The 17,856-nt window shown below is 58.3% G+C and carries 22 protein-coding genes; 13 read left to right on the top strand and 9 right to left on the bottom strand.

Annotated features, from left to right (window positions below):
- Window positions 1–61: 61 nt before the first annotated feature.
- Window positions 62–277, bottom strand: coding sequence for a hypothetical protein (locus ACR0C6_RS13065; RefSeq protein ID WP_224854660.1), 216 nt, complete (start codon window positions 275–277; stop codon window positions 62–64).
- Window positions 259–1,647 carry an argininosuccinate lyase gene (argH, locus tag ACR0C6_RS13060; protein WP_171119715.1) on the bottom strand — a complete coding sequence of 463 codons (1,389 nt, stop codon included), beginning with the start codon at window positions 1,645–1,647 and terminating at the stop codon, window positions 259–261. The genes ACR0C6_RS13065 and argH overlap by 19 nt, the downstream gene beginning before the upstream one ends.
- Before the next feature lie 21 nt (window positions 1,648–1,668).
- On the opposite strand from argH, the gene ACR0C6_RS13055 reads away from it, so the two are divergent.
- The 11 genes from ACR0C6_RS13055 (at window position 1,669) to yddG (ending at window position 10,097) form a co-directional block, all read left to right on the top strand.
- The gene (locus tag ACR0C6_RS13055; protein WP_050604043.1) at window positions 1,669–2,235 is read left to right on the top strand and encodes a TlpA disulfide reductase family protein; all 567 of its coding nucleotides are present in this window, start codon (window positions 1,669–1,671) and stop codon (window positions 2,233–2,235) included.
- Between the two features lie 63 nt (window positions 2,236–2,298).
- Complete coding sequence (locus tag ACR0C6_RS13050; protein ID WP_170346338.1) at window positions 2,299–2,667, top strand: hypothetical protein; 369 nt, start codon at window positions 2,299–2,301, stop codon at window positions 2,665–2,667.
- 84 nt (window positions 2,668–2,751) lie between these two features.
- Window positions 2,752–3,081 (top strand): hypothetical protein, encoded by a 330-nt coding sequence (locus tag ACR0C6_RS13045; protein ID WP_170346337.1) that lies wholly within the window; start codon window positions 2,752–2,754, stop codon window positions 3,079–3,081.
- A 59-nt stretch (window positions 3,082–3,140) separates the two neighbouring features.
- Window positions 3,141–3,527, top strand: a complete 387-nt coding sequence (locus ACR0C6_RS13040; protein WP_480619675.1) for a hypothetical protein — start codon at window positions 3,141–3,143, stop codon at window positions 3,525–3,527.
- Window positions 3,524–4,495, top strand: a complete 972-nt coding sequence (locus tag ACR0C6_RS13035; protein WP_480619673.1) for a sterol desaturase family protein — start codon at window positions 3,524–3,526, stop codon at window positions 4,493–4,495. Before ACR0C6_RS13040 ends, ACR0C6_RS13035 begins: the two co-directional genes overlap by 4 nt.
- Window positions 4,496–4,588: 93 nt before the next feature.
- Window positions 4,589–4,777 (top strand): hypothetical protein, encoded by a 189-nt coding sequence (locus ACR0C6_RS13030; protein WP_171119720.1) that lies wholly within the window; start codon window positions 4,589–4,591, stop codon window positions 4,775–4,777.
- A 103-nt stretch (window positions 4,778–4,880) separates the two neighbouring features.
- Window positions 4,881–5,714 (top strand): EAL domain-containing protein, encoded by an 834-nt coding sequence (locus tag ACR0C6_RS13025; RefSeq protein ID WP_480619671.1) that lies wholly within the window; start codon window positions 4,881–4,883, stop codon window positions 5,712–5,714.
- 190 nt (window positions 5,715–5,904) lie between these two features.
- Window positions 5,905–7,080: an acetyl-CoA C-acetyltransferase gene (locus ACR0C6_RS13020; protein WP_170346332.1), complete on the top strand. Its 1,176-nt coding sequence runs from the start codon at window positions 5,905–5,907 to the stop codon at window positions 7,078–7,080.
- Between the two features lie 185 nt (window positions 7,081–7,265).
- A complete protein-coding gene (gene phbB, locus ACR0C6_RS13015; protein WP_480619669.1) occupies window positions 7,266–7,988 on the top strand; it encodes an acetoacetyl-CoA reductase in 723 nt (240 codons plus the stop codon).
- A 298-nt stretch (window positions 7,989–8,286) separates the two neighbouring features.
- Entirely contained in the window at window positions 8,287–9,234 is a 948-nt protein-coding gene (locus ACR0C6_RS13010; RefSeq protein ID WP_171229804.1) for a transcriptional regulator GcvA, read from the top strand.
- Window positions 9,231–10,097, top strand: a complete 867-nt coding sequence (gene yddG / locus ACR0C6_RS13005; RefSeq protein WP_480619667.1) for an aromatic amino acid exporter YddG — start codon at window positions 9,231–9,233, stop codon at window positions 10,095–10,097. The genes ACR0C6_RS13010 and yddG overlap by 4 nt, the downstream gene beginning before the upstream one ends.
- Here yddG and ACR0C6_RS13000 read toward each other — a convergent pair.
- The 3 genes from ACR0C6_RS13000 to ACR0C6_RS12990 all read right to left on the bottom strand — a co-directional run bounded on the left by ACR0C6_RS13000 (window position 10,094) and on the right by ACR0C6_RS12990 (window position 11,365).
- Window positions 10,094–10,258: a YdcH family protein gene (locus ACR0C6_RS13000; protein ID WP_170346328.1), complete on the bottom strand. Its 165-nt coding sequence runs from the start codon at window positions 10,256–10,258 to the stop codon at window positions 10,094–10,096. The two genes, yddG and ACR0C6_RS13000, sit on opposite strands and share 4 nt — an antisense overlap.
- Window positions 10,259–10,373: 115 nt before the next feature.
- The gene (locus tag ACR0C6_RS12995; protein ID WP_171229806.1) at window positions 10,374–11,153 is read right to left on the bottom strand and encodes a tRNA1(Val) (adenine(37)-N6)-methyltransferase; all 780 of its coding nucleotides are present in this window, start codon (window positions 11,151–11,153) and stop codon (window positions 10,374–10,376) included.
- Complete coding sequence (locus ACR0C6_RS12990) at window positions 11,150–11,365, bottom strand: putative signal transducing protein (protein ID WP_152456800.1); 216 nt, start codon at window positions 11,363–11,365, stop codon at window positions 11,150–11,152. Before ACR0C6_RS12990 ends, ACR0C6_RS12995 begins: the two co-directional genes overlap by 4 nt.
- A 56-nt stretch (window positions 11,366–11,421) precedes the next feature.
- Between ACR0C6_RS12990 and ACR0C6_RS12985 the strand changes: the two genes are divergently transcribed.
- Window positions 11,422–12,420, top strand: a complete 999-nt coding sequence (locus tag ACR0C6_RS12985; protein ID WP_480619665.1) for a polyprenyl synthetase family protein — start codon at window positions 11,422–11,424, stop codon at window positions 12,418–12,420.
- Here the strand turns inward: ACR0C6_RS12985 and ACR0C6_RS12980 are convergent.
- The 4 genes from ACR0C6_RS12980 to soxR all read right to left on the bottom strand — a co-directional run bounded on the left by ACR0C6_RS12980 (window position 12,413) and on the right by soxR (window position 17,278).
- Entirely contained in the window at window positions 12,413–13,234 is an 822-nt protein-coding gene (locus ACR0C6_RS12980; RefSeq protein WP_480619663.1) for a 4-(cytidine 5'-diphospho)-2-C-methyl-D-erythritol kinase, read from the bottom strand. The two genes, ACR0C6_RS12985 and ACR0C6_RS12980, sit on opposite strands and share 8 nt — an antisense overlap.
- Window positions 13,224–14,894 carry a tetratricopeptide repeat protein gene (locus ACR0C6_RS12975; RefSeq protein WP_480619777.1) on the bottom strand — a complete coding sequence of 557 codons (1,671 nt, stop codon included), beginning with the start codon at window positions 14,892–14,894 and terminating at the stop codon, window positions 13,224–13,226. The genes ACR0C6_RS12980 and ACR0C6_RS12975 overlap by 11 nt, the downstream gene beginning before the upstream one ends.
- 145 nt (window positions 14,895–15,039) lie before the next feature.
- Entirely contained in the window at window positions 15,040–16,686 is a 1,647-nt protein-coding gene (locus ACR0C6_RS12970) for an electron transfer flavoprotein-ubiquinone oxidoreductase (protein ID WP_152456797.1), read from the bottom strand.
- 136 nt (window positions 16,687–16,822) lie between these two features.
- A complete protein-coding gene (gene soxR, locus ACR0C6_RS12965) occupies window positions 16,823–17,278 on the bottom strand; it encodes a redox-sensitive transcriptional activator SoxR (RefSeq protein ID WP_171119728.1) in 456 nt (151 codons plus the stop codon).
- Between the two features lie 86 nt (window positions 17,279–17,364).
- Here soxR and ACR0C6_RS12960 point away from each other — a divergent pair, with 86 nt between their 5' ends.
- Complete coding sequence (locus tag ACR0C6_RS12960; protein ID WP_480619661.1) at window positions 17,365–17,745, top strand: VOC family protein; 381 nt, start codon at window positions 17,365–17,367, stop codon at window positions 17,743–17,745.
- The last annotated feature ends 111 nt before the right edge of the window (window positions 17,746–17,856 follow it).

Here is a 17,856-nt window from a genome sequence, read left to right as displayed (position 1 = left end):
GCGCACCGACATGCCACCTCACGTTGGTGGATACAAAACCGATGCGCAATATGAAAGTGGCTTAGAATCCCAGGTAAATCCCCAGCGGGCCACGGCTTAGACCTACGCCACCGCCCACATACGCTCCGCCAGAGCCAACGCCGACGGTTGCACTGACAGTTGGCTGAGCGGGCGCAGGCTGAACGGGCTCGCCGTCGGCTCCGCATCCGGCCAGCATTAGGCCGGACCCTGCAATAAGAATCGCGCGCAGCACGGTCATCACACCATTGCCTTCCATCGTTCAACCTGAGCACGCACCTGATCCGGGGCCGTGCCACCATAGGACTGGCGTGAGTTTACAGAGTTTTCGACACCAAGGACAGAGTAGACGTCATTTGTGATCTCGGCATGGACCGATTGCATGTCGTCCAGCGTCAGATCGGGCAGGTCGCAGCCCTTCTTCTCGGCCATGGCCACCAGCGATCCGGTAACATGATGCGCGTCGCGGAAGGGCAGGCCCAGCACCCGCACCAGCCAGTCGGCCAGATCAGTTGCAGTCGAGAAACCCGAACCCGCCGCAGCGGCCAAGCTGTCGCGATTGGCGGTCATGTCCTTGACCATGCCTTCCATCGCCGCCAGCGCCAGCATCCAGTTGTCGGCGGCGTCAAAGACCTGTTCCTTGTCTTCCTGCATGTCCTTTGAATAGGCCAGCGGCAGGCCCTTCATCACCATCATCAGCGCCGTGTTGGCGCCAAATATCCGACCCACCTTGGCACGGATCAGCTCTGCCGCATCAGGGTTTTTCTTCTGCGGCATGATCGACGAGCCGGTCGAGAACCGATCCGACAGGGTAACGAAACGGAACTGCGCCGAGGACCAGATCACCAGTTCCTCGGCAAAGCGCGACAGATGCACGGCGCAGATCGAGGCCACCGACAGGAACTCCAGCGCGAAGTCACGATCGCTGACGGCGTCCAGCGAGTTGGCTGCAGGCCGGTCAAAGCCCAGCGCCTGTGCCGTCATGTGGCGGTCGATGGGAAAGGACGTTCCGGCCAGCGCCGCAGCACCCAGTGGCGATTCGTTCATCCGGGCGCGGGCGTCACGAACGCGGGACAGATCACGGCCAAACATCTCGACATAGGCCATCATGTGATGGCCCCATGTCACCGGCTGCGCCGTTTGCAGGTGGGTAAAGCCGGGCATGACCCAATCGGCCCCGGCCTCGGCCTGCGCCAAAAGCGCGCGGATCAGGGCCAGCAAGCCGCTCTCAGCGGCGTCCAGCTGATCACGAACCCAGAGTTTGAAATCGGTTGCGACCTGGTCATTGCGTGACCGGCCTGTGTGCAAACGGCCTGCGGGCTCTCCGATGATCTCTTTCAGACGGGCCTCGACATTCATGTGGATGTCTTCCAGCGCGGTCGAGAACTGGAATTCTCCGTTCTGGATTTCTGACAAAACGGTGAGCAGCCCTTCCCGAATGGCTTCGGCATCACTATCACTTATGACGCCTGTGGCTGCCAGCATGGCCGCATGGGCGCGCGAGCCTGCGATGTCCTGGGCTGCCATCCGCTGATCGAACCCGATCGAGGCGTTGATTGCCTCCATGATCGCGTCTGGACCGGCGGCAAAGCGGCCGCCCCACATCTGGTTCGAGGATTGATCGGTCATGTAAGAAAACCCGGAGTTGATATGCGCCTATTTCGTCTGATCCCCCTTTATATGGCCCTTGCGCTGGGTGCAAATGCCGCCTTGGCGACCGATGCCGAGACGCTGGCCCCTCTGCGGGAAGACAGCCTGAAACGTCTGATCCTGCACAAGGAACCGAAACCCGCCAAATCAATCGAATTCCAGCTGGAAGATGACGGCGGCGTCGGCACGCTTGCCGATTATGAGGGCAAATATGTGCTGCTGAATTTCTGGGCCACCTGGTGTGCGCCTTGTCGCAAAGAGATGCCTCAGATCGCTGAGCTTCAGGAAGAGTTCGGCGGCGACAAGTTTCAGGTTCTGACACTGGCCACGGGCCGCAACTCGCCTGCCGGCATCAAAAAGTTCTTTGAAGAGAACGGCATCGCCAACCTGCCCCGTCACCAGGACCCCAGCTCGGCCGCTGCCCGTGAGTTCGGCGTCATCGCCTTGCCGATCACGGTCATCCTGAACCCCGAAGGGCAGGAAATCGCCCGGCTGATCGGCGACGCCGAATGGAACTCGGACAGTGCGAAGGCGATCATTTCGACGCTTGTTGGCGCTGAAAGTTAACGCATTTAGAAAAATTTGCGGAAACATGGTACCCTCCCACGCATTAAGAGTGGGAGGTTTTATATGAAACATACGATTTTATTCCTTGCTGTTGCAGGCACATTGGCAATCGCTGGCGCCGCACATGCGGACTACAAACGGATCAAGACCGCAAAGCAGTTCAATTCCGATATTGTTGGTAAAAAGCTGACCGACGAACAAGGCAATGTTTTTGTCGCGAATGCTGATGGCACGATTTCAGCCAAACTCAAAAGTGGGAAAAAGTTCAGCGGAACCTGGGTCTGGAACAAAAAATTCTGGTGCCGAAACGGAGTATTGGACGGCAAGGCGCTGGGCACGGATTGTCAGCTTTGGGAAATTGACGGGGCCACTGCCCGAATGACCCGCGAAAAAGGCAAGGGCAAAACAACCGTTTATTCGGTCAGCAACTAAAGGCGTCAGCCCCTTTCAATCTCGTGATATACTGTTCCTGCCCTGCCGGACAGGGCAGGCATATTGTTTGAAATGGAGGCAATGATGAAACCCGTCGTACTGCTGATCGGACGGTTGCCAAATGTAATCGGTGACGTGGCGCGGCAACTGGATCATCTGCCGATTCAGTGGCTGGGCGCACATGACACGGACGAGGTTCGGAAACAGCTGGATGCCGAGCCCCGGATTGCCTGCGCCATCCTGGGCGCGGGGCTTGACGACAAGATCCGTGGTGAAATGGTGGGTATTATTGCCGCCCGCCGCCCAGATATCTGCATCCATCTGAAGGATCGTACATCCGGCCCCGAGGGGCTGGTGCCCTTCGTCGAACGTGTGGTGCAACACGAGATACTGGAACGGCTGGAAAACAGCTGACGCAACGCCACCTTTGACAGAGTTTCAACTCCTTTGCACTCTGCGCTCAGGAGGATGGAATGCCACTTGAAATTCTACTGGCGCTGGTCGTCGGCGGCATAGCTGGTGTCACCCTGTTATTACATCTCACCGGCAGGTCGCAGCAGGTGATGCTGACGCCCGACATTGCACGATCACAATGGGCACGTCACTTTCCGGACGATGATGTGGTCGACGTCACGGTTTCCCATGATGGCCACGCCGCGGTGGTGCGCACCAGTTCAGGCAATGGGTTGCTTTGGTCCTTCGGGGCCGACACCGTGGCCCGGCATTTGCTGGACTATGATCTTCTGGATCATCCGGAAGGTTTTGAGATTCTGTTTCACGAATTCTCGGTGCCCAAAACACTCATCCGACTGGACGATTTCGAACGCCGTCACTGGCGTGACCTGATGGAGCCCGCATGACAGACCAAATTAGTTTTCCCGATGCGGTACAATGGGCCGTTCCCTTTTTCATCGCAGCAATTCTGGCCGAGTTTCTGTGGATCGCAGTCAAAGGCAAAGGCGGGCGTTATGAAACACGCGATGCGGTGACTTCTTTGATCATGGGGGCCGGAAACATCGCATCGGGCTTTTTGCTGGGCTTTATCGCCTATGCGTTTTTCATGTGGCTTTGGCAGATCACACCGATGAACCTGGGTACGTCAATTCCGGTTATCATCCTGTGCTTTGTCCTGGACGATCTGCGTTACTACTGGGTCCACCGCTTTGGCCATCGCATCCGCTGGGTCTGGGCCAGTCACGTAAACCATCACAGCTCGCAACACTACAACTTGACGACCGCGCTGCGGCAGACCTGGACCTATACGTTCACTTTCATGATGGTCGTACGCGCCCCGCTGATCCTGCTTGGGTTCCATCCTGCAATGGTTTTGTTCGTCGGTGGCCTCAATCTTATCTATCAGTTCTGGATTCACACCGAGGCCATCGGCAAGATGCCCCGCTGGTTCGAAGCGGTAATGAACACCCCCAGTCACCACCGCGCCCATCACGGCCGCAACGCGCGCTATCTCGATTGCAACTATGCCGGGGTGTTCATCATCTGGGACAAGCTGTTCGGCACCTTCGTCCCCGAGCAGGAGGATGACCAGGTGGACTATGGCCTGGTGCACAATATCGGCACTTTCAATCCCCTGCGGGTGGCCTTTCACGAATGGGTGGCCATCTGGCGCGACGCAACCCAGCCGGGGCTGACCCTGAAACAGCGACTGGCCTACTGCTTTGCCCCACCTGGGTACAGCCATGACGGCAGCCGGGACAGTTCGGAACAGATCAAGGCCAAGCATCTGGCACGCCACCCGGAAGACCGCGGAACGCCAGGTTTTGAGCATCTGGACAAAAAACTGCCTAGCGGACAAGCAGAACAGGCCTGAAACAGCCGGCTGAAACCTGCTTGTGCCTTGAATCTCGGTCATTCAGCGCCATATCAGTCGACAGGCGCCGTGTGTGAGTGAGCGAGGGTCGGTATGAATCGTTTGGCAACCATTTCAACCTTTTTCGGCCTGTTCGGCCTTTTGATGGCCATGCTTGCAGCCCTTGGGGGCGCCGTTGCAGCCCTGATCGCGTTGGGTTTTGCAATGATGGCCCTAGGTGCGATGGGCGCGATACTTGGCGCGGCAGCTTCTTTAGCGCGCGCGTGGCAATCCACCCGCTAAGCCCGCGAGACAGAAATTTTTCCGAACCCTTAACCGCAGATTCATCTCTTTGCCCCGAGACTGTGACCGGACACCTGTCCTGGACACATGGGAATCCGCGCTTATGGGAAACAGAAAACTGGCAAATCTGCCTGAGGGGTCGGACAGCCCGTTGAATGCGGCCGTTTCGACGCGGGATCGTTCGGTTTTGCAGATGGCAACCGATGCCGTGAAGCATAAGCAATGCAAACTGGCTTTTCAGCCGGTGATTCAGGCGCACGCCCCGTACCGAGTCGCGTTTTACGAAGGGTTCATTCGGGTTCTGGACGAGACCGGCCGCGTCATCCCGGCGCGCGAATTCATGCCTCAGGTCGAAAATACTCCTATCGGCCGCGATCTGGACTGCGTCGCGTTGGAGCTTGGGTTGCGCACATTGGCGAGGAACCCGGAAATACGCCTGTCGATCAACATGTCTGCGCGCTCGATCGGTTATTCCAACTGGTCCAGAATACTGGACAGATTCCTGAATCGAGATGCCGGATTGGGCGAACGCTTGATCCTCGAAATCTCCGAAAGCTCGGCCATGCAGGTGCCCGAGCTGGTTGTCGACTTCATGGACCGCTTGCAGGATCGCGGCATCGCTTTTGCGCTGGATGACTTTGGCGCCAGCAATTTCAGCTTTCGGCATTTTCGCGAGTTTCTGTTCGACGCAGCCAAAATCGATGGACAGTTCGTTCGGGGCATCAGCAACGATCCCGACAACCAGACTTTGGTGCGGGCCCTGATTGCAGTGGCCCGTGAATTTGAAATTCTGGTTACGGCCGAATCGGTTGAAACGCAGGAGGATGCCGCTTTCTTGGTGGCAAGTGGCGTGGATTGCCTGCAAGGATTCTTGTATGGCGCACCCAGTGTCGTGGAACCCTGGAAGCAGGAAAACAGATCAAAAACAGGAAGTTGATTGCCCGTCCATCGACATTTTCCTACCATTTCCGACACTGAGACAAGCTGCCCGTTGCTGCATGTGCAGCGTTACGCTATTGCAAGAGTACTTGAGCGGGGGATCACGGGGCGCTCTTGTTTCGAAAGGACACCTTTCGACCTGCGCCGTCAGAAATTCCGCTGGCCCATGACGGTAAAGGACTGATCATATGACCAACGTAGTAATCGCATCCGCCGCACGCACAGGTGTTGGCAGCTTCAGTGGTTCGTTTGCGAACACACCTGCCCATGATCTGGGCGCTGCCGTTCTGGAAGCAGTTGTCGAGCGCGCCGGAGTGGAAAAAGGCGAAGTCAGCGAAACCATTATGGGTCAGGTTCTGACTGCCGCCCAAGGCCAGAATCCCGCGCGACAGGCGCATATCAATGCCGGCCTGCCACAGGAAAGCGCCGCATGGGGCATCAATCAGGTTTGTGGCTCGGGCCTGCGCGCCGTTGCTTTGGGCGCCCAGCATATTCAGCTGGGAGACGCGGAAATCGTCGCTGCTGGTGGTCAGGAAAACATGACGCTGTCACCCCACGCCGCCGCGCTGCGCGCCGGTCACAAGATGGGCGACATGAAGTATATCGACACGATGATCCGCGATGGCTTGTGGGATGCTTTCAACGGCTATCACATGGGTCAGACTGCCGAGAATGTTGCAGAGAAATGGCAGATTAGCCGCGAGATGCAGGATGAATTCGCCGTTGCTTCGCAGAACAAGGCCGAAGCAGCCCAAAAGGCCGGCAAGTTCGCAGACGAAATCGTGCCCTTCACCATCAAGACCCGCAAGGGCGACATCGTGATGGACAAGGACGAATACATTCGTCATGGCGCAACCATGGAGGCCATGGCCAAACTGCGTCCGGCCTTCACCAAGGACGGTTCGGTCACAGCTGCCAACGCCTCGGGATTGAACGACGGCGCGGCCGCGACGCTGCTGATGTCAGCCGAAAACGCTGAAAAGCGGGGAATCGAACCTCTGGCGCGCATCGCGTCCTATGCGACCGCCGGTCTGGACCCTTCGATCATGGGCGTCGGCCCGATCTATGCATCGCGCAAGGCACTGGAAAAAGCAGGCTGGTCGGTAGACGATCTGGACCTGGTCGAAGCCAACGAAGCCTTTGCCGCGCAGGCTTGCGCGGTTAACAAGGATATGGGCTGGGATCCGTCGATCGTGAACGTAAACGGCGGCGCCATTGCCATCGGCCATCCGATCGGTGCTTCGGGGTGCCGTGTTTTGAACACCCTGTTGTTCGAAATGAAGCGACGCGATGCAAAAAAGGGTCTGGCGACCTTGTGCATCGGCGGTGGCATGGGCGTTGCCCTTTGTGTGGAGCGCGACTAAGCGCTTTGACAATCAAATAGAATTAGGCGCCCAATGGGCGCCTTTTTTGTTACATTGAGGTTCTAACCCTTGGATGCGACGATATTGCCGCCCGGAAACCGAGATTCAAGACGAAACAATATTGCGCACAACTATCTCTCAGAGTAACAGCATTACTAAGACGACTAAAATTGAAGGAGTCATAAATGGCACGAACAGCACTCGTAACTGGCGGTTCCCGCGGCATTGGCGCAGCAATTTCCACGGCGCTAAAAGCCGAAGGATATAACGTTGCGGCCACCTATGCAGGGAACGACGAAGCAGCCGCAAAATTCACCGAAGAAACCGGGATCAAGACCTACAAGTGGAACGTCGCGGATTATGACGAATCCAAAGCGGGCATCGAAAAGGTCGAAGCTGAGGTTGGCCCCATCGATGTGGTCGTCGCCAATGCTGGCATCACCCGCGATGCACCGTTCCACAAAATGACGCCGGATCAGTGGAAAGACGTGATCGACACCAACCTGACTGGCGTGTTCAACACCGTACATCCCATCTGGCCCGGCATGCGCGAGCGCAAGTTCGGCCGTGTCATCGTCATCAGCTCGATCAACGGTCAGAAAGGCCAGTTCGCTCAAGTGAACTATGCTGCGACCAAGGCGGGTGACCTGGGCATCGTGAAATCCCTGGCGCAGGAAGGCGCGCGGGCGGGGATCACTGCCAACGCGATCTGCCCCGGCTATATCGCAACCGAAATGGTCATGGCTGTGCCCGAGAAGGTGCGCGAGTCCATCATTGGCCAGATCCCGGCCGGCCGTTTGGGTGAGCCGGAGGAAATCGCCCGCTGCGTGGTCTTCCTGGCATCGGACGATTCGCAGTTCATCAACGGTTCGACGATCTCGGCCAACGGTGCGCAATTCTTCGTCTGATCCAGACTTGTGAACAAAAAACGGGCCGGTCCTTTTGGGCCGGCCCTTTCTGATCCCGTAAGAACGCGCGCGCTGCGATCAGCGGGAACCGAATATCCATCCCCAAAACTGCCAGACCACCCTGCTGCGCTCTTGGTGGGCACGCAGGATCGCCATCTGGGCGGCGGGATTCGTCGTCATCTCGATCATGGCAGTCTCCTTTTCAAATCAGTTTTATTTGACCTGATGTGAATATGGCTGCTAAAAACAAACACGACAAACGAGCTTTCTTGAGACTTCATTTAAGTTTTTCTTCACTATGAGTGACTATCTGCCTCCGCTGACCGCGTTGCGTGCTTTTGACGCCGCAGCCCGGCACATGTCTTTTTCGAAGGCGGCGGAAGAGCTGCATGTGACGCCAGCTGCCCTGTCGTTTCAGATCAAGTCGCTTGAAGAACACCTTGGCCGGCCGCTGTTTCGTCGTCTGAACCGCGCCGTAGAACTGACCGAGGCGGGCCGTGCCCTGGCGCCCGGTGCGGCAGAAGGGTTTGCCACCTTGCAAGCCGCATGGCGCGCGGTGCGCAGACAGGAAGATGACACAAGCCTGACCGTCACCGCGGGCCCAGCTTTGACCGCCAAGTGGCTGGCGCCGCGGCTTTACGAATTTGCTCGGGCGCATCCCGAGATCGATCTGAAATTCTCGGCCACGCTGCGCAACATGGATCTGGAGCGGGACGACGTAGACGTCGCCATCCGCTTCGGGAATTCGGCCGATGACGGGCTGTATTCCGTTCCCGTCAGAAAGGAATGGCTGACCCCTGTCATGACCCCCGAACTTGCGGAACAATTCACCACGCCGGAAAGCCTTGAAGAGGCCCCGCTGATCCATGACGATTCGATCAGCTTTCTGACCCCGCCTTGCGATTGGCCCGCTTGGTTCCGTGCTGTCGGAATGGATTTCATTCCGACCCACGGTGCGCATTTTTCCAATGCTGATCACGCGATTGATGCCGCTGTTGCCGGCGTCGGCGTGGCACTGGGGCGACGCGCCATGATTCTCAAGGACCTGACCGAAGGCCGCCTGGTTGCACCGTTCAAGGTGGCCCTGGAAACACAAGGCCGGTTCCGGTTTCTGTGCCTGCCGGGGGCTGAAAAGAAACCTCAGATTGCGGCGTTTCGCGATTGGTTCCTGACCGAGATTGAAAAAACCGCGCATATATCGGATGAGTTCAAAATCATACCGATTGAAGAGGTTTCCCGCCCATGACCAAAATGCGCGCAACGGCCATCGGCTTCGTGGCTGTCTTGCTATGGGCCTTGCTGGCATTGTTCACTGTGGGGTCGGCACCCACGCCGCCCCTGCTGCTGAACACGATCTGCTTTTCGATTGGTGGTACGCTTGGGCTTGTCTGGGCGACGGCGACAGGTGGTCTGAGCGATCTAAAGCAAGTTCCCTGGACGACCTACCTGTTTGGCGCATTGGGCCTGTTTGGCTATCACGCGCTGTATTTTTCGGCCCTGCGCATGGCGCCGGCTGCCGAGGCCGGGCTGATCGCATATCTCTGGCCTCTGCTCATTGTGCTTCTGTCGGGCCTGCTTCCGGGTGAACATCTGCGTATCGGCCACCTGATCGGGGCCTGCCTTGGATTCGCAGGGGCCGCTGTCATCATTGCCGGGGGTGGCGGCGCGGGCTTTCAGGCCCAATACTTGCCCGGATACGCATTGGCCTTGCTGTGCGCACTGACATGGTCGGGCTATTCCGTTCTATCACGCAGACTGGAGGGCACGCCGACCAGTTCCGTCGCAATTTTCTGCCTTGCGGCTGCACTGGCTTCGGGTCTGCTGCATCTGGCGGTGGAAGACACTGTACTGCCCGATACGGCACTGGGCTGGGCGTCGGTGCTGGCGCTCGGCCTTGGGCCCGTCGGGCTGGCGTTCTACGTCTGGGACATTGGCGTCAAGCAAGGCGACATTCAAATCCTCGGAACCTCATCCTATGCGGCCCCGTTACTGTCGACCCTTGCTTTGGTGGTGGCCGGGACCGCGACCCCGTCCTGGGGGCTTGCGATCGCGGCCTTTCTGATCACCGGCGGGGCCTTGATAGCGGCCCGCGCCAGCCTGAAAACTTAAGCGGACAGGCGTTCGATCTCTTCTTTCAGCTTGAGCTTCTGTTTTTTCAACTGAGCAATATGGAGATCATCGATACCTGGCGAGCGTTGGGCTTCTTCCACTTCCAGACCGAGAGATTCGTGCTTTTTCTTCAGTTCCGTCAGATGTGCGCTCACGCTCATTGCGATCCTCCTTGTTCATGTGTCTGCATGTCACGTAAGAATTTGACCACATCGTTTCCACCCTGTCACGCCGCAGACGCACAGAATCTGTAACAAATCCGACAAATTCGGCTGGTCATTGCCGATGGCACAAGTTCCGAGGCAACGGAGCGGCGTGTCGAAGCACGGCTGAGACCGCCTCGGTATAGCTTTCACCGTCTTTTTCGTGGCGCTCACCAGCGTGCAGAATCAAAGGCGCATGGAGGCGAAATGCCGCGCGTCCCCCTTTGCGGGCGCTCAGGATGACCAGTTCGGCCTCGCGGCCCACCCGCGCGCTGAGCGGCAGCACCTCGATTGAACCCAGTTTCCCTTCACAAGCCGTCAGCATATCGGGAAGACGGTCGGCTTTCTGGATCATGTGCAGAAACCCCCGAGGGGCAAGGCGTTTGGCCGCCACGGTGATCCAGTCAATTAGAGGCGTATTTTCACCCAAGGCAATGCTCCGCCCTGTGTCGCTGGCGGGGCTATGCGCCCCAGAACGGTAATAGGGCGGGTTCGCGATTACGTGATCAAAGTGCCGCTGTCGGAGGTCATCAGGCAAAACGTTCAGGTCAGCCTCGATCACGTCCAGATCACAGCCGTTGATTTCAGAATTGCGGCGGGCCAGCTCCGCGTAGGCCGGTTGCAATTCGATCCCAACCATTTGCAGCCCCGGTACCCGCGCGGACAGGCACAGAATGGCAGCCCCCGCGCCACATCCCAGTTCCAGCACGGATTGCCCGGCCTTTGCAGGGACGGATGCGGCAAGCAGAACAGGGTCTACTCCGGCGCGGTAACCTGACGCAGGTTGCAGCAATCGCACCCGGCCACCAAGGAAATCGTTGCACGTCAATTCATTGTCGTCAAAGCGCATCATCGGCCCAGCGGGATTTCGTTGTCGCGCATCACACGCTCGGCACGGGTCAGGTCTTCGGACCGAACCATCAGTCGACGGGGAAAGATCCCGATACCACCTTCGAGGATGCTCATATTTACGTCCATCTGAAAGCAGTCTATATCCTCGCCCTCAAGGAGAGCGGATGCAAAGGCCAGGATTGTCGGATCGGTACTGCGCAACAGTTCTTTCATGGGGATGGATGTAAGGGCAAGGCGAGGCGAAAGTCGAGCCTTGTATCAGGAGTGTGATGACCGTCGACATGATCTCAAAACCGCATGAGCGTCTGGCTGAAATTCTGGCGGGCGAGATGGAAGCCGTGAACGGGCTGATCCGCACGCGGATGGCATCGGACCATGCGCCACGCATCCCGGAAGTGACGCGGCATCTGGTCGAAGCAGGTGGAAAACGCCTGCGCCCGATGCTGACACTGGCCGCAGCACGCCTGTTTGGCTATTCCGGCGACCACCATGTGCGCCTTGCTGCGACGGTCGAGTTCATTCACACCGCCACCCTGCTGCATGACGACGTCGTGGATGAAAGCGCACAGCGACGGGGCCGCCCGACCGCCAATCTGCTTTGGGACAACAAATCCAGCGTTCTGGTTGGCGATTACCTGTTTTCACGCAGTTTCCAGCTGATGGTGGAAACGGGCTCGCTGCGCGTTCTGGATATCCTGGCCAATGCCTCTGCAACCATTGCCGAAGGCGAAGTGCTGCAAATGACGGCCGCAACCGATCTGCGCACGGATGAAAGCGTTTACCTTCAGGTCGTGCGCGGCAAGACGGCGGCATTGTTTTCAGCCGCGACCGAAGTGGGCGGCGTGATCGCAGGTGCCTCGGAAGAGCAGGTCAAAGCGCTTTTCGACTATGGCGATTCACTGGGCATCGCGTTCCAGATTGCCGATGACCTGCTGGATTATCAGGGCGACAGCAAAGCGACCGGAAAAAATGTTGGCGATGACTTCCGTGAACGGAAACTGACCCTGCCCGTCATCAAAGCCGTGGCGCAATCCACGCCGGAAGAACGCGCCTTCTGGGAGCGCACGATCGAAAAGGGCCGCCAACAGGACGGGGATCTGGATCAGGCGCTGGGGCTGATGAACAAATACGCCACGCTGGAAGAAACCCGGCAAGACGCTTTGGGCTGGGCCAACAAAGCCAAGGCGTCGCTGGAGGTACTGCCGGATCATGAGATTCGCAGCCTGTTGCGCGAATTGGCCGATTACGTGGTTTCACGTCTCAATTGAGCTGTGTGGCGCGGCACCACCAATCAGGATGGGCTGCGCCGATCTCATAGGCCGCGAAATGCGCGTCTTTCATCGTCGGATAGAGCGCAAAACAGGTTGATCCTGACCCTGACATTCGCACCACGAGCGCGCGATTGGTCATCGTCAACTCGTCCAAAACCTGTTCGATCTCAGGTGCGACGTTCATGGCGGGCACTTGCAGATCGTTGCGTTGATTGCGCAGCCACTGGGCGCACTCATCGGCACTTTCAAACTCAGGTGTGCTTTCAGGCATTGGCGGGTTTTCTCTGGACGCCAGCGCGTTGAAAACGGCACCGGTGGGCACCTGTACATCCGGGTTGACCAAAAGGGCGGGCAGGTGCGGAAGGTTCACCGCCGTCAAACAATCGCCAATGCCCTGCATTCTGATCGCCCGACCTTCCAGGCAGACGGGAACATCCGCCCCCAATGACAACGGCAGGCCCTGCGGGAGGTCGTGGCCCTGATCTGCCAGGGCCCCAAGCGTGGCCGCGGCATCAGACGACCCTCCGCCAATGCCCGCCCCATGGGGCAGGGACTTGGTCAGTTGAATATGACCGGTCCAACCGACAGCTTCTGCCGCCCTCCAGACCAGGTTTCGGCTGTCCGTGGGGACTCCGTCGGCAAACTCGCCGCGCACGTCCATGGACAATTCGGGGCCGGGGGTGAATGTCAACCGATCACCCAGATCGGCGAATACAACCAACGAATCCAAAAGGTGATAGCCGTCGTCTCGACGGCCAGTCACATGAAGGGTCAGGTTGATCTTGGCGGGCGCAAACGCCTTAATTTCCATTGGCGACTTTCAATGGCTCCGAACCTTCTTCGGCCAGGACAGCATCCAGCCCGACTTCGATCTTGCGCCGGATTCGATCCGGATCGGCTTCGCCGTCCGTGTCTTCCGGGTCGATGAAGGACAAGGCGCGGCTCCACTGAAACTCGGCCTCGCGCGCGCGGCCGACAGCCCAGTAGACGTCACCCAGATGATCGTTGACCACCGGATCCACCGGCATCAGCTCAACCGCACGTTCCATGTGTTCGACGGCCTCGTCGTAACGCCCTAGACGGAACAGAACCCAACCCAGACTGTCCACGATATAGCCACTGTCCGGACGCGCAGATACTGCGCGCTCGATCATATCCAATGCTTCATCCAGCTTTTCTTTGCGCTCAACCAGCGAATACCCCAGGTAATTCAGAACCTGAGGCTGATCCGGGTTCAGTTCCAGCGCCCGACGGAAATCAGCTTCGGCCTGGTCCCATTGCTTCAGCCTTTCATGACTGATTCCGCGAGCATAATGCAGGAACCAATTCCCACCCGCCGCGCTGTCCGTCAGCGCGATCGCAGTGTCATAAGAGGCCACGGCAGCTGCATAGTTTTCCTGTCGGCGCTGCAAGTCTGCCAAAGCGACATGTACACCCGGAAAATCAGGGTCTTGCGCAGCCAGGTTCTGCAACACCTCGACGGCCGCATCGGTTTTTCCCGAACGGTCCAGAACTTCGGCGCGGCCCAATTCGGCCGCATGGTGATCGTTGCTGTCCGCCGGGACCAGGCGGTATGCCTCAACCGCCAGATCATATTGCTGCAAGTTGTCCAGCAGATCCGCGCTCAGCAAAATGGCATCCGTATGATCGGGGCGCAGGAAACTGGCCAAGCGTGCGTACAGTAGAACGTAATCGGCCGAAGCTTCGCTGTTCAATGCGGCACCGACGGTGAAAAAAATCTCGGCCATGCCGTCCTGAGCGGATCGGACATGGGTGAACGGCAGTGTTTCACCCGCCGCCAACTGGCTCAAATACGCCTCGATGGTCGGGTCACTGCCCGCTACAAACACATCGTCCAGAAACTGAATGGCGTCTTCGTTGCGATCCAGCTGCGACAGAATCTCGGTGCGGGCCAAAGCAGCACGACGAGAGAACCGGGCAACCGTTCCATCATTGTCGGCAAGTATCGCCTCGGCGCCTTCGAAATCACCGATAGACGCCAATGCCATCGCCTTGTGGTAAAGCGCAAATTCCCTGAGGCCATCCTGTGTGGCGACAGAATCGAACTGTTCCATCGCCTTGGTCATCTCGCCCTGCCCCAGATGGGCCCAGGCGATCATCAGGCCGTCAACAAGGGGGCCAACTCCCTGTGTTTCAGGGTCCCGGGCCAGCAGGTCGTCAAATCTCCCATCGGCGATCAGATTGGCCGAAATCACCATACGCGCTGCCTGGCTGGGAAGGTTGGCTTCCTCGATCTGCTGGGCGATCGGCAGCGCGCGCGCCACTTCCCCCAAAGCGATGCGTGCAACGACAACGCTTTCCTGCAACAGCGCATTTTGGGGATCAAACCTGAGGGCCTGAGCGTAATATCTTTCAGCGGCAGAATAGTCGTTTTCGTAAATCGCCTGCCGCCCGGCCAGATAAGACCCGGCGCCCGTTTCCGAAAAGGCCGGAACCGCGACCGACGACATGAACAGCACGGACAAAGCCGCGCGACGAACCAGGGAAAACACCGAAATCCTGCCTTGCTATCGTTGACTGAGGGGTAAGCTAGGGCTTCGGCAGGCAAGAGGCAATGGCAGAGCCTTCACAGCGCCGCCATTGCCCGTTTTTTGCTTACATGTTCGGATAGTTTGGACCGTCGCCGCCCTGCGGTGTGGTCCAGGTGATGTTCTGGCTGGGATCCTTGATGTCGCAGGTTTTGCAGTGAACGCAGTTCTGAAAGTTGATGACGAATCGTGGGCCGCCCTCATCCTCGACCACCTCATACACACCCGCAGGGCAATACCGCTGCGCCGGCTCATCGTATTTGGGCAGGTTGACCTTCACGGGGATCTCGGGATCGGCGAGACGCAGGTGGCAGGGCTGGCTTTCCTCGTGGTTTGTCGCTGCGAACGAGACATTCGTCAGACGATCGAAGGACAGCGTTCCATCCGGCTTTGGGTAATCGATTGGCTGGTGCTTGCTGGCATCCTCGGTCGATTCCGCGTCGTTCTTGCCATGGCCCAACGTGCCGAAAAGTGAAAAGCCAAACGTGTTGGTCCACATGTCCAGACCACCCAACATCAGGCTGGCGGTCAGACCCCATTTCGACCACATCGGTTTGACATTGCGAACCTTCTTCAGGTCGGAGCCAATCGCGCCATTGCGAACTTCGGTCTCGTAAGCCGTCAGCTCATCGCCCGAACGCTCGGCCTTGATCGCTTCGAAAGCAGCCTCGGCCGCAGCTTTGCCCGACAGCATCGCGTTGTGGTTGCCTTTGATGCGCGGCACGTTGACCATGCCCGCCGAACAGCCCAACAGCGCCACGCCCGGCGCGACCAGTTTCGGCATCGACTGATAGCCGCCTTCCGTAATCGCACGAGCGCCGTAAGCGACGCGCTTGCCGCCTTTCAGCAGATCAGCCACCATCGGATGGTGCTTGAAACGCTGGAACTCCATGTAGGGGTACAGATGCGGGTTCTTGTAATTCAGGTGCACCACGAAACCGACGTAAACCTGATTGTTCTCAAGGTGATAGATGAAGGATCCACCGCCCGCGTTGCTGCCCAAAGGCCAGCCCATCGTGTGCGTCACGCTGCCTTCCTTGTGCTTGGCAGGGTCGATCTCCCAGATCTCTTTCATGCCGACACCGTATTTCTGCGGCTCTTTGCCGGCAGACAGGTCGTATTTGGCGATCACTTCCTTGGACAGCGACCCGCGCACACCTTCTGACAGGAAGACATATTTGCCGTGCAGCTCCATCCCCGGTTCGGTGTTGGGGCCATAGGAACCGTCTGCCTCAAGGCCAAAAACGCCTGCTACCACGCCTTTGACTTCGCCATTGTCGCCATAGACCATTTCCGAGCACGCCATGCCCGGAAAGATCTCGACACCCAGTTCTTCGGCCTGTTCCGCCATCCAGCGGCACACATTGCCCATCGAGACGATGTAGTTGCCGTGGTTGTGCATCAGCGGCGGCATCGGGAAGTTCGGGATGCGGACCTGGCCTGCTTCACCCAGCATGTAGAACTTGTCGTCCTTCACGGGCACATTCAGCGGCGCGCCTTTTTCTTTCCAATCCGGGATCAGCGCATCCAGACCACAGGGATCAAGAACCGCGCCCGACAGGATATGCGCGCCAACCTCGGACCCTTTTTCCAGAACGACAACGTTCAGGTCGGCATCCAGCTGTTTCAGACGGATGGCCGCCGACAGGCCTGCAGGACCTGCACCCACGATCACCACATCGTATTCCATCGCTTCGCGTTCAATCTCGGCCATCGCGGGCTCCCTAGCTAACTTTCCGAATTGGCGCTGTCACCGCATGATCTGCGCAATTTTGTTTCACGGCTGATTACATGGTCGGAAAGACATTGGTCAATCGAAACACGGCGTAACAAGGGCGCTATTCGACACATCACCCCTCTGGTGCATCCCCCATCAGGTACCTGGGACCGCTACCATGCGATTTTGCCCTGTCATCGGGGTTGTAGAGCGCGCATTTCGGCAGGCTCAGACACCCGCATCCGATGCAGCCATCCAGATTGTCGCGCAACCGCTTTAGGGTGTCGATTCGCTGATCCAGATGGGCCCTCAGCTGTACGCTGATCGCCTTCCAGTCCTGAGGCGTCGGCGTGCGGTTTCCGGGCAGGCCCGACAGCACCCGCCGGATTTCCGGCAGGGTCAGGCCGAACTGCTGCGCAATCATGACAAAGCTCAGCCGCCGAATATCGGCCCGCTGATAGCGCCGCTGTCCGCCCGCGTTGCGCCAGGGCGAAATCAGACCCTGCGCTTCGTAATACCGGATGGCCGACACGGCCAGACCTGTGCGCCGGGCCAATGCGCCAATCGCCAGCCCCTCTGATGCCGCCATCAAACCCTCATGAAAAATTCCTTGACCTAAAGTTAGGTTTAGAAATTACGCTGAGTCGGGACAAGCCAAAAAACACAGGAGATCCCATGATGGCGACGCTTGAACACACCAACTTCACTGTCCGCGACCCGAAGGCCTCGGCCAATTGGATGCAAAAGGTCTTTGGCTGGAAAACCCGTTGGGAAGGCCCCGCAATTGCCGGCGGATACACGGTGCATGTCGGTTCGGCCCATACGTATCTGGCACTGTACAAACCTGACGACCCGAAGCAGTCGGATGAAAGCAGCTATGATGTGATCGGCGGGCTGAACCACGTGGGTGTTCTGGTCGAAGACATCGATGCCACCGAAGACAAGGTTCGCAAGGCAGGATTCGAGCCCCACAACCATGCCGATTACGAACCAGGGCGCCGGTTCTATTTCCGTGATAACAACGGGATCGAGTTCGAAGTGGTGCAATATGATTGAGATGATTTGGCTTTGCACCCCATCACAGCGTTGGCGCAGGTCGCGGCATCCCGATCATCGGCACAGGCCCCACCCCAAATCAAAACGGCGCGAAGTCGCGAATTGATCGCT

Source organism: Ruegeria sp. AL12, from assembly GCF_056540885.1.
This window is presented reverse-complemented; position numbering and strand designations above follow the sequence as displayed.

What these genes read in the sequence shown, in the direction of transcription:
- argH (WP_171119715.1), bottom strand. Translation starts at nt 1,647, where the DNA reads ATGACCGATCAATCCTCGAACCAGATGTGGGGCGGCCGCTTTGCCGCC.
- yddG (WP_480619667.1), top strand. Translation starts at nt 9,231, where the DNA reads ATGACCAAAATGCGCGCAACGGCCATCGGCTTCGTGGCTGTCTTGCTA.
- ACR0C6_RS13050 (WP_170346338.1), top strand. Translation starts at nt 2,299, where the DNA reads ATGAAACATACGATTTTATTCCTTGCTGTTGCAGGCACATTGGCAATC.
- ACR0C6_RS13030 (WP_171119720.1), top strand. Translation starts at nt 4,589, where the DNA reads ATGAATCGTTTGGCAACCATTTCAACCTTTTTCGGCCTGTTCGGCCTT.
- phbB (WP_480619669.1), top strand. Translation starts at nt 7,266, where the DNA reads ATGGCACGAACAGCACTCGTAACTGGCGGTTCCCGCGGCATTGGCGCA.
- soxR (WP_171119728.1), bottom strand. Translation starts at nt 17,278, where the DNA reads ATGGCGGCATCAGAGGGGCTGGCGATTGGCGCATTGGCCCGGCGCACA.
- ACR0C6_RS12995 (WP_171229806.1), bottom strand. Translation starts at nt 11,153, where the DNA reads ATGATGCGCTTTGACGACAATGAATTGACGTGCAACGATTTCCTTGGT.
- ACR0C6_RS13025 (WP_480619671.1), top strand. Translation starts at nt 4,881, where the DNA reads ATGGGAAACAGAAAACTGGCAAATCTGCCTGAGGGGTCGGACAGCCCG.
- ACR0C6_RS12975 (WP_480619777.1), bottom strand. Translation starts at nt 14,894, where the DNA reads ATGTCGTCGGTCGCGGTTCCGGCCTTTTCGGAAACGGGCGCCGGGTCT.
- ACR0C6_RS13055 (WP_050604043.1), top strand. Translation starts at nt 1,669, where the DNA reads ATGCGCCTATTTCGTCTGATCCCCCTTTATATGGCCCTTGCGCTGGGT.
- ACR0C6_RS13010 (WP_171229804.1), top strand. Translation starts at nt 8,287, where the DNA reads ATGAGTGACTATCTGCCTCCGCTGACCGCGTTGCGTGCTTTTGACGCC.
- ACR0C6_RS12990 (WP_152456800.1), bottom strand. Translation starts at nt 11,365, where the DNA reads ATGAAAGAACTGTTGCGCAGTACCGATCCGACAATCCTGGCCTTTGCA.
- ACR0C6_RS12985 (WP_480619665.1), top strand. Translation starts at nt 11,422, where the DNA reads ATGACCGTCGACATGATCTCAAAACCGCATGAGCGTCTGGCTGAAATT.
- ACR0C6_RS13045 (WP_170346337.1), top strand. Translation starts at nt 2,752, where the DNA reads ATGAAACCCGTCGTACTGCTGATCGGACGGTTGCCAAATGTAATCGGT.
- ACR0C6_RS13020 (WP_170346332.1), top strand. Translation starts at nt 5,905, where the DNA reads ATGACCAACGTAGTAATCGCATCCGCCGCACGCACAGGTGTTGGCAGC.
- ACR0C6_RS13035 (WP_480619673.1), top strand. Translation starts at nt 3,524, where the DNA reads ATGACAGACCAAATTAGTTTTCCCGATGCGGTACAATGGGCCGTTCCC.
- ACR0C6_RS13065 (WP_224854660.1), bottom strand. Translation starts at nt 277, where the DNA reads ATGGAAGGCAATGGTGTGATGACCGTGCTGCGCGCGATTCTTATTGCA.
- ACR0C6_RS12970 (WP_152456797.1), bottom strand. Translation starts at nt 16,686, where the DNA reads ATGGCCGAGATTGAACGCGAAGCGATGGAATACGATGTGGTGATCGTG.
- ACR0C6_RS13040 (WP_480619675.1), top strand. Translation starts at nt 3,141, where the DNA reads ATGCCACTTGAAATTCTACTGGCGCTGGTCGTCGGCGGCATAGCTGGT.
- ACR0C6_RS13000 (WP_170346328.1), bottom strand. Translation starts at nt 10,258, where the DNA reads ATGAGCGTGAGCGCACATCTGACGGAACTGAAGAAAAAGCACGAATCT.
- ACR0C6_RS12960 (WP_480619661.1), top strand. Translation starts at nt 17,365, where the DNA reads ATGATGGCGACGCTTGAACACACCAACTTCACTGTCCGCGACCCGAAG.
- ACR0C6_RS12980 (WP_480619663.1), bottom strand. Translation starts at nt 13,234, where the DNA reads ATGGAAATTAAGGCGTTTGCGCCCGCCAAGATCAACCTGACCCTTCAT.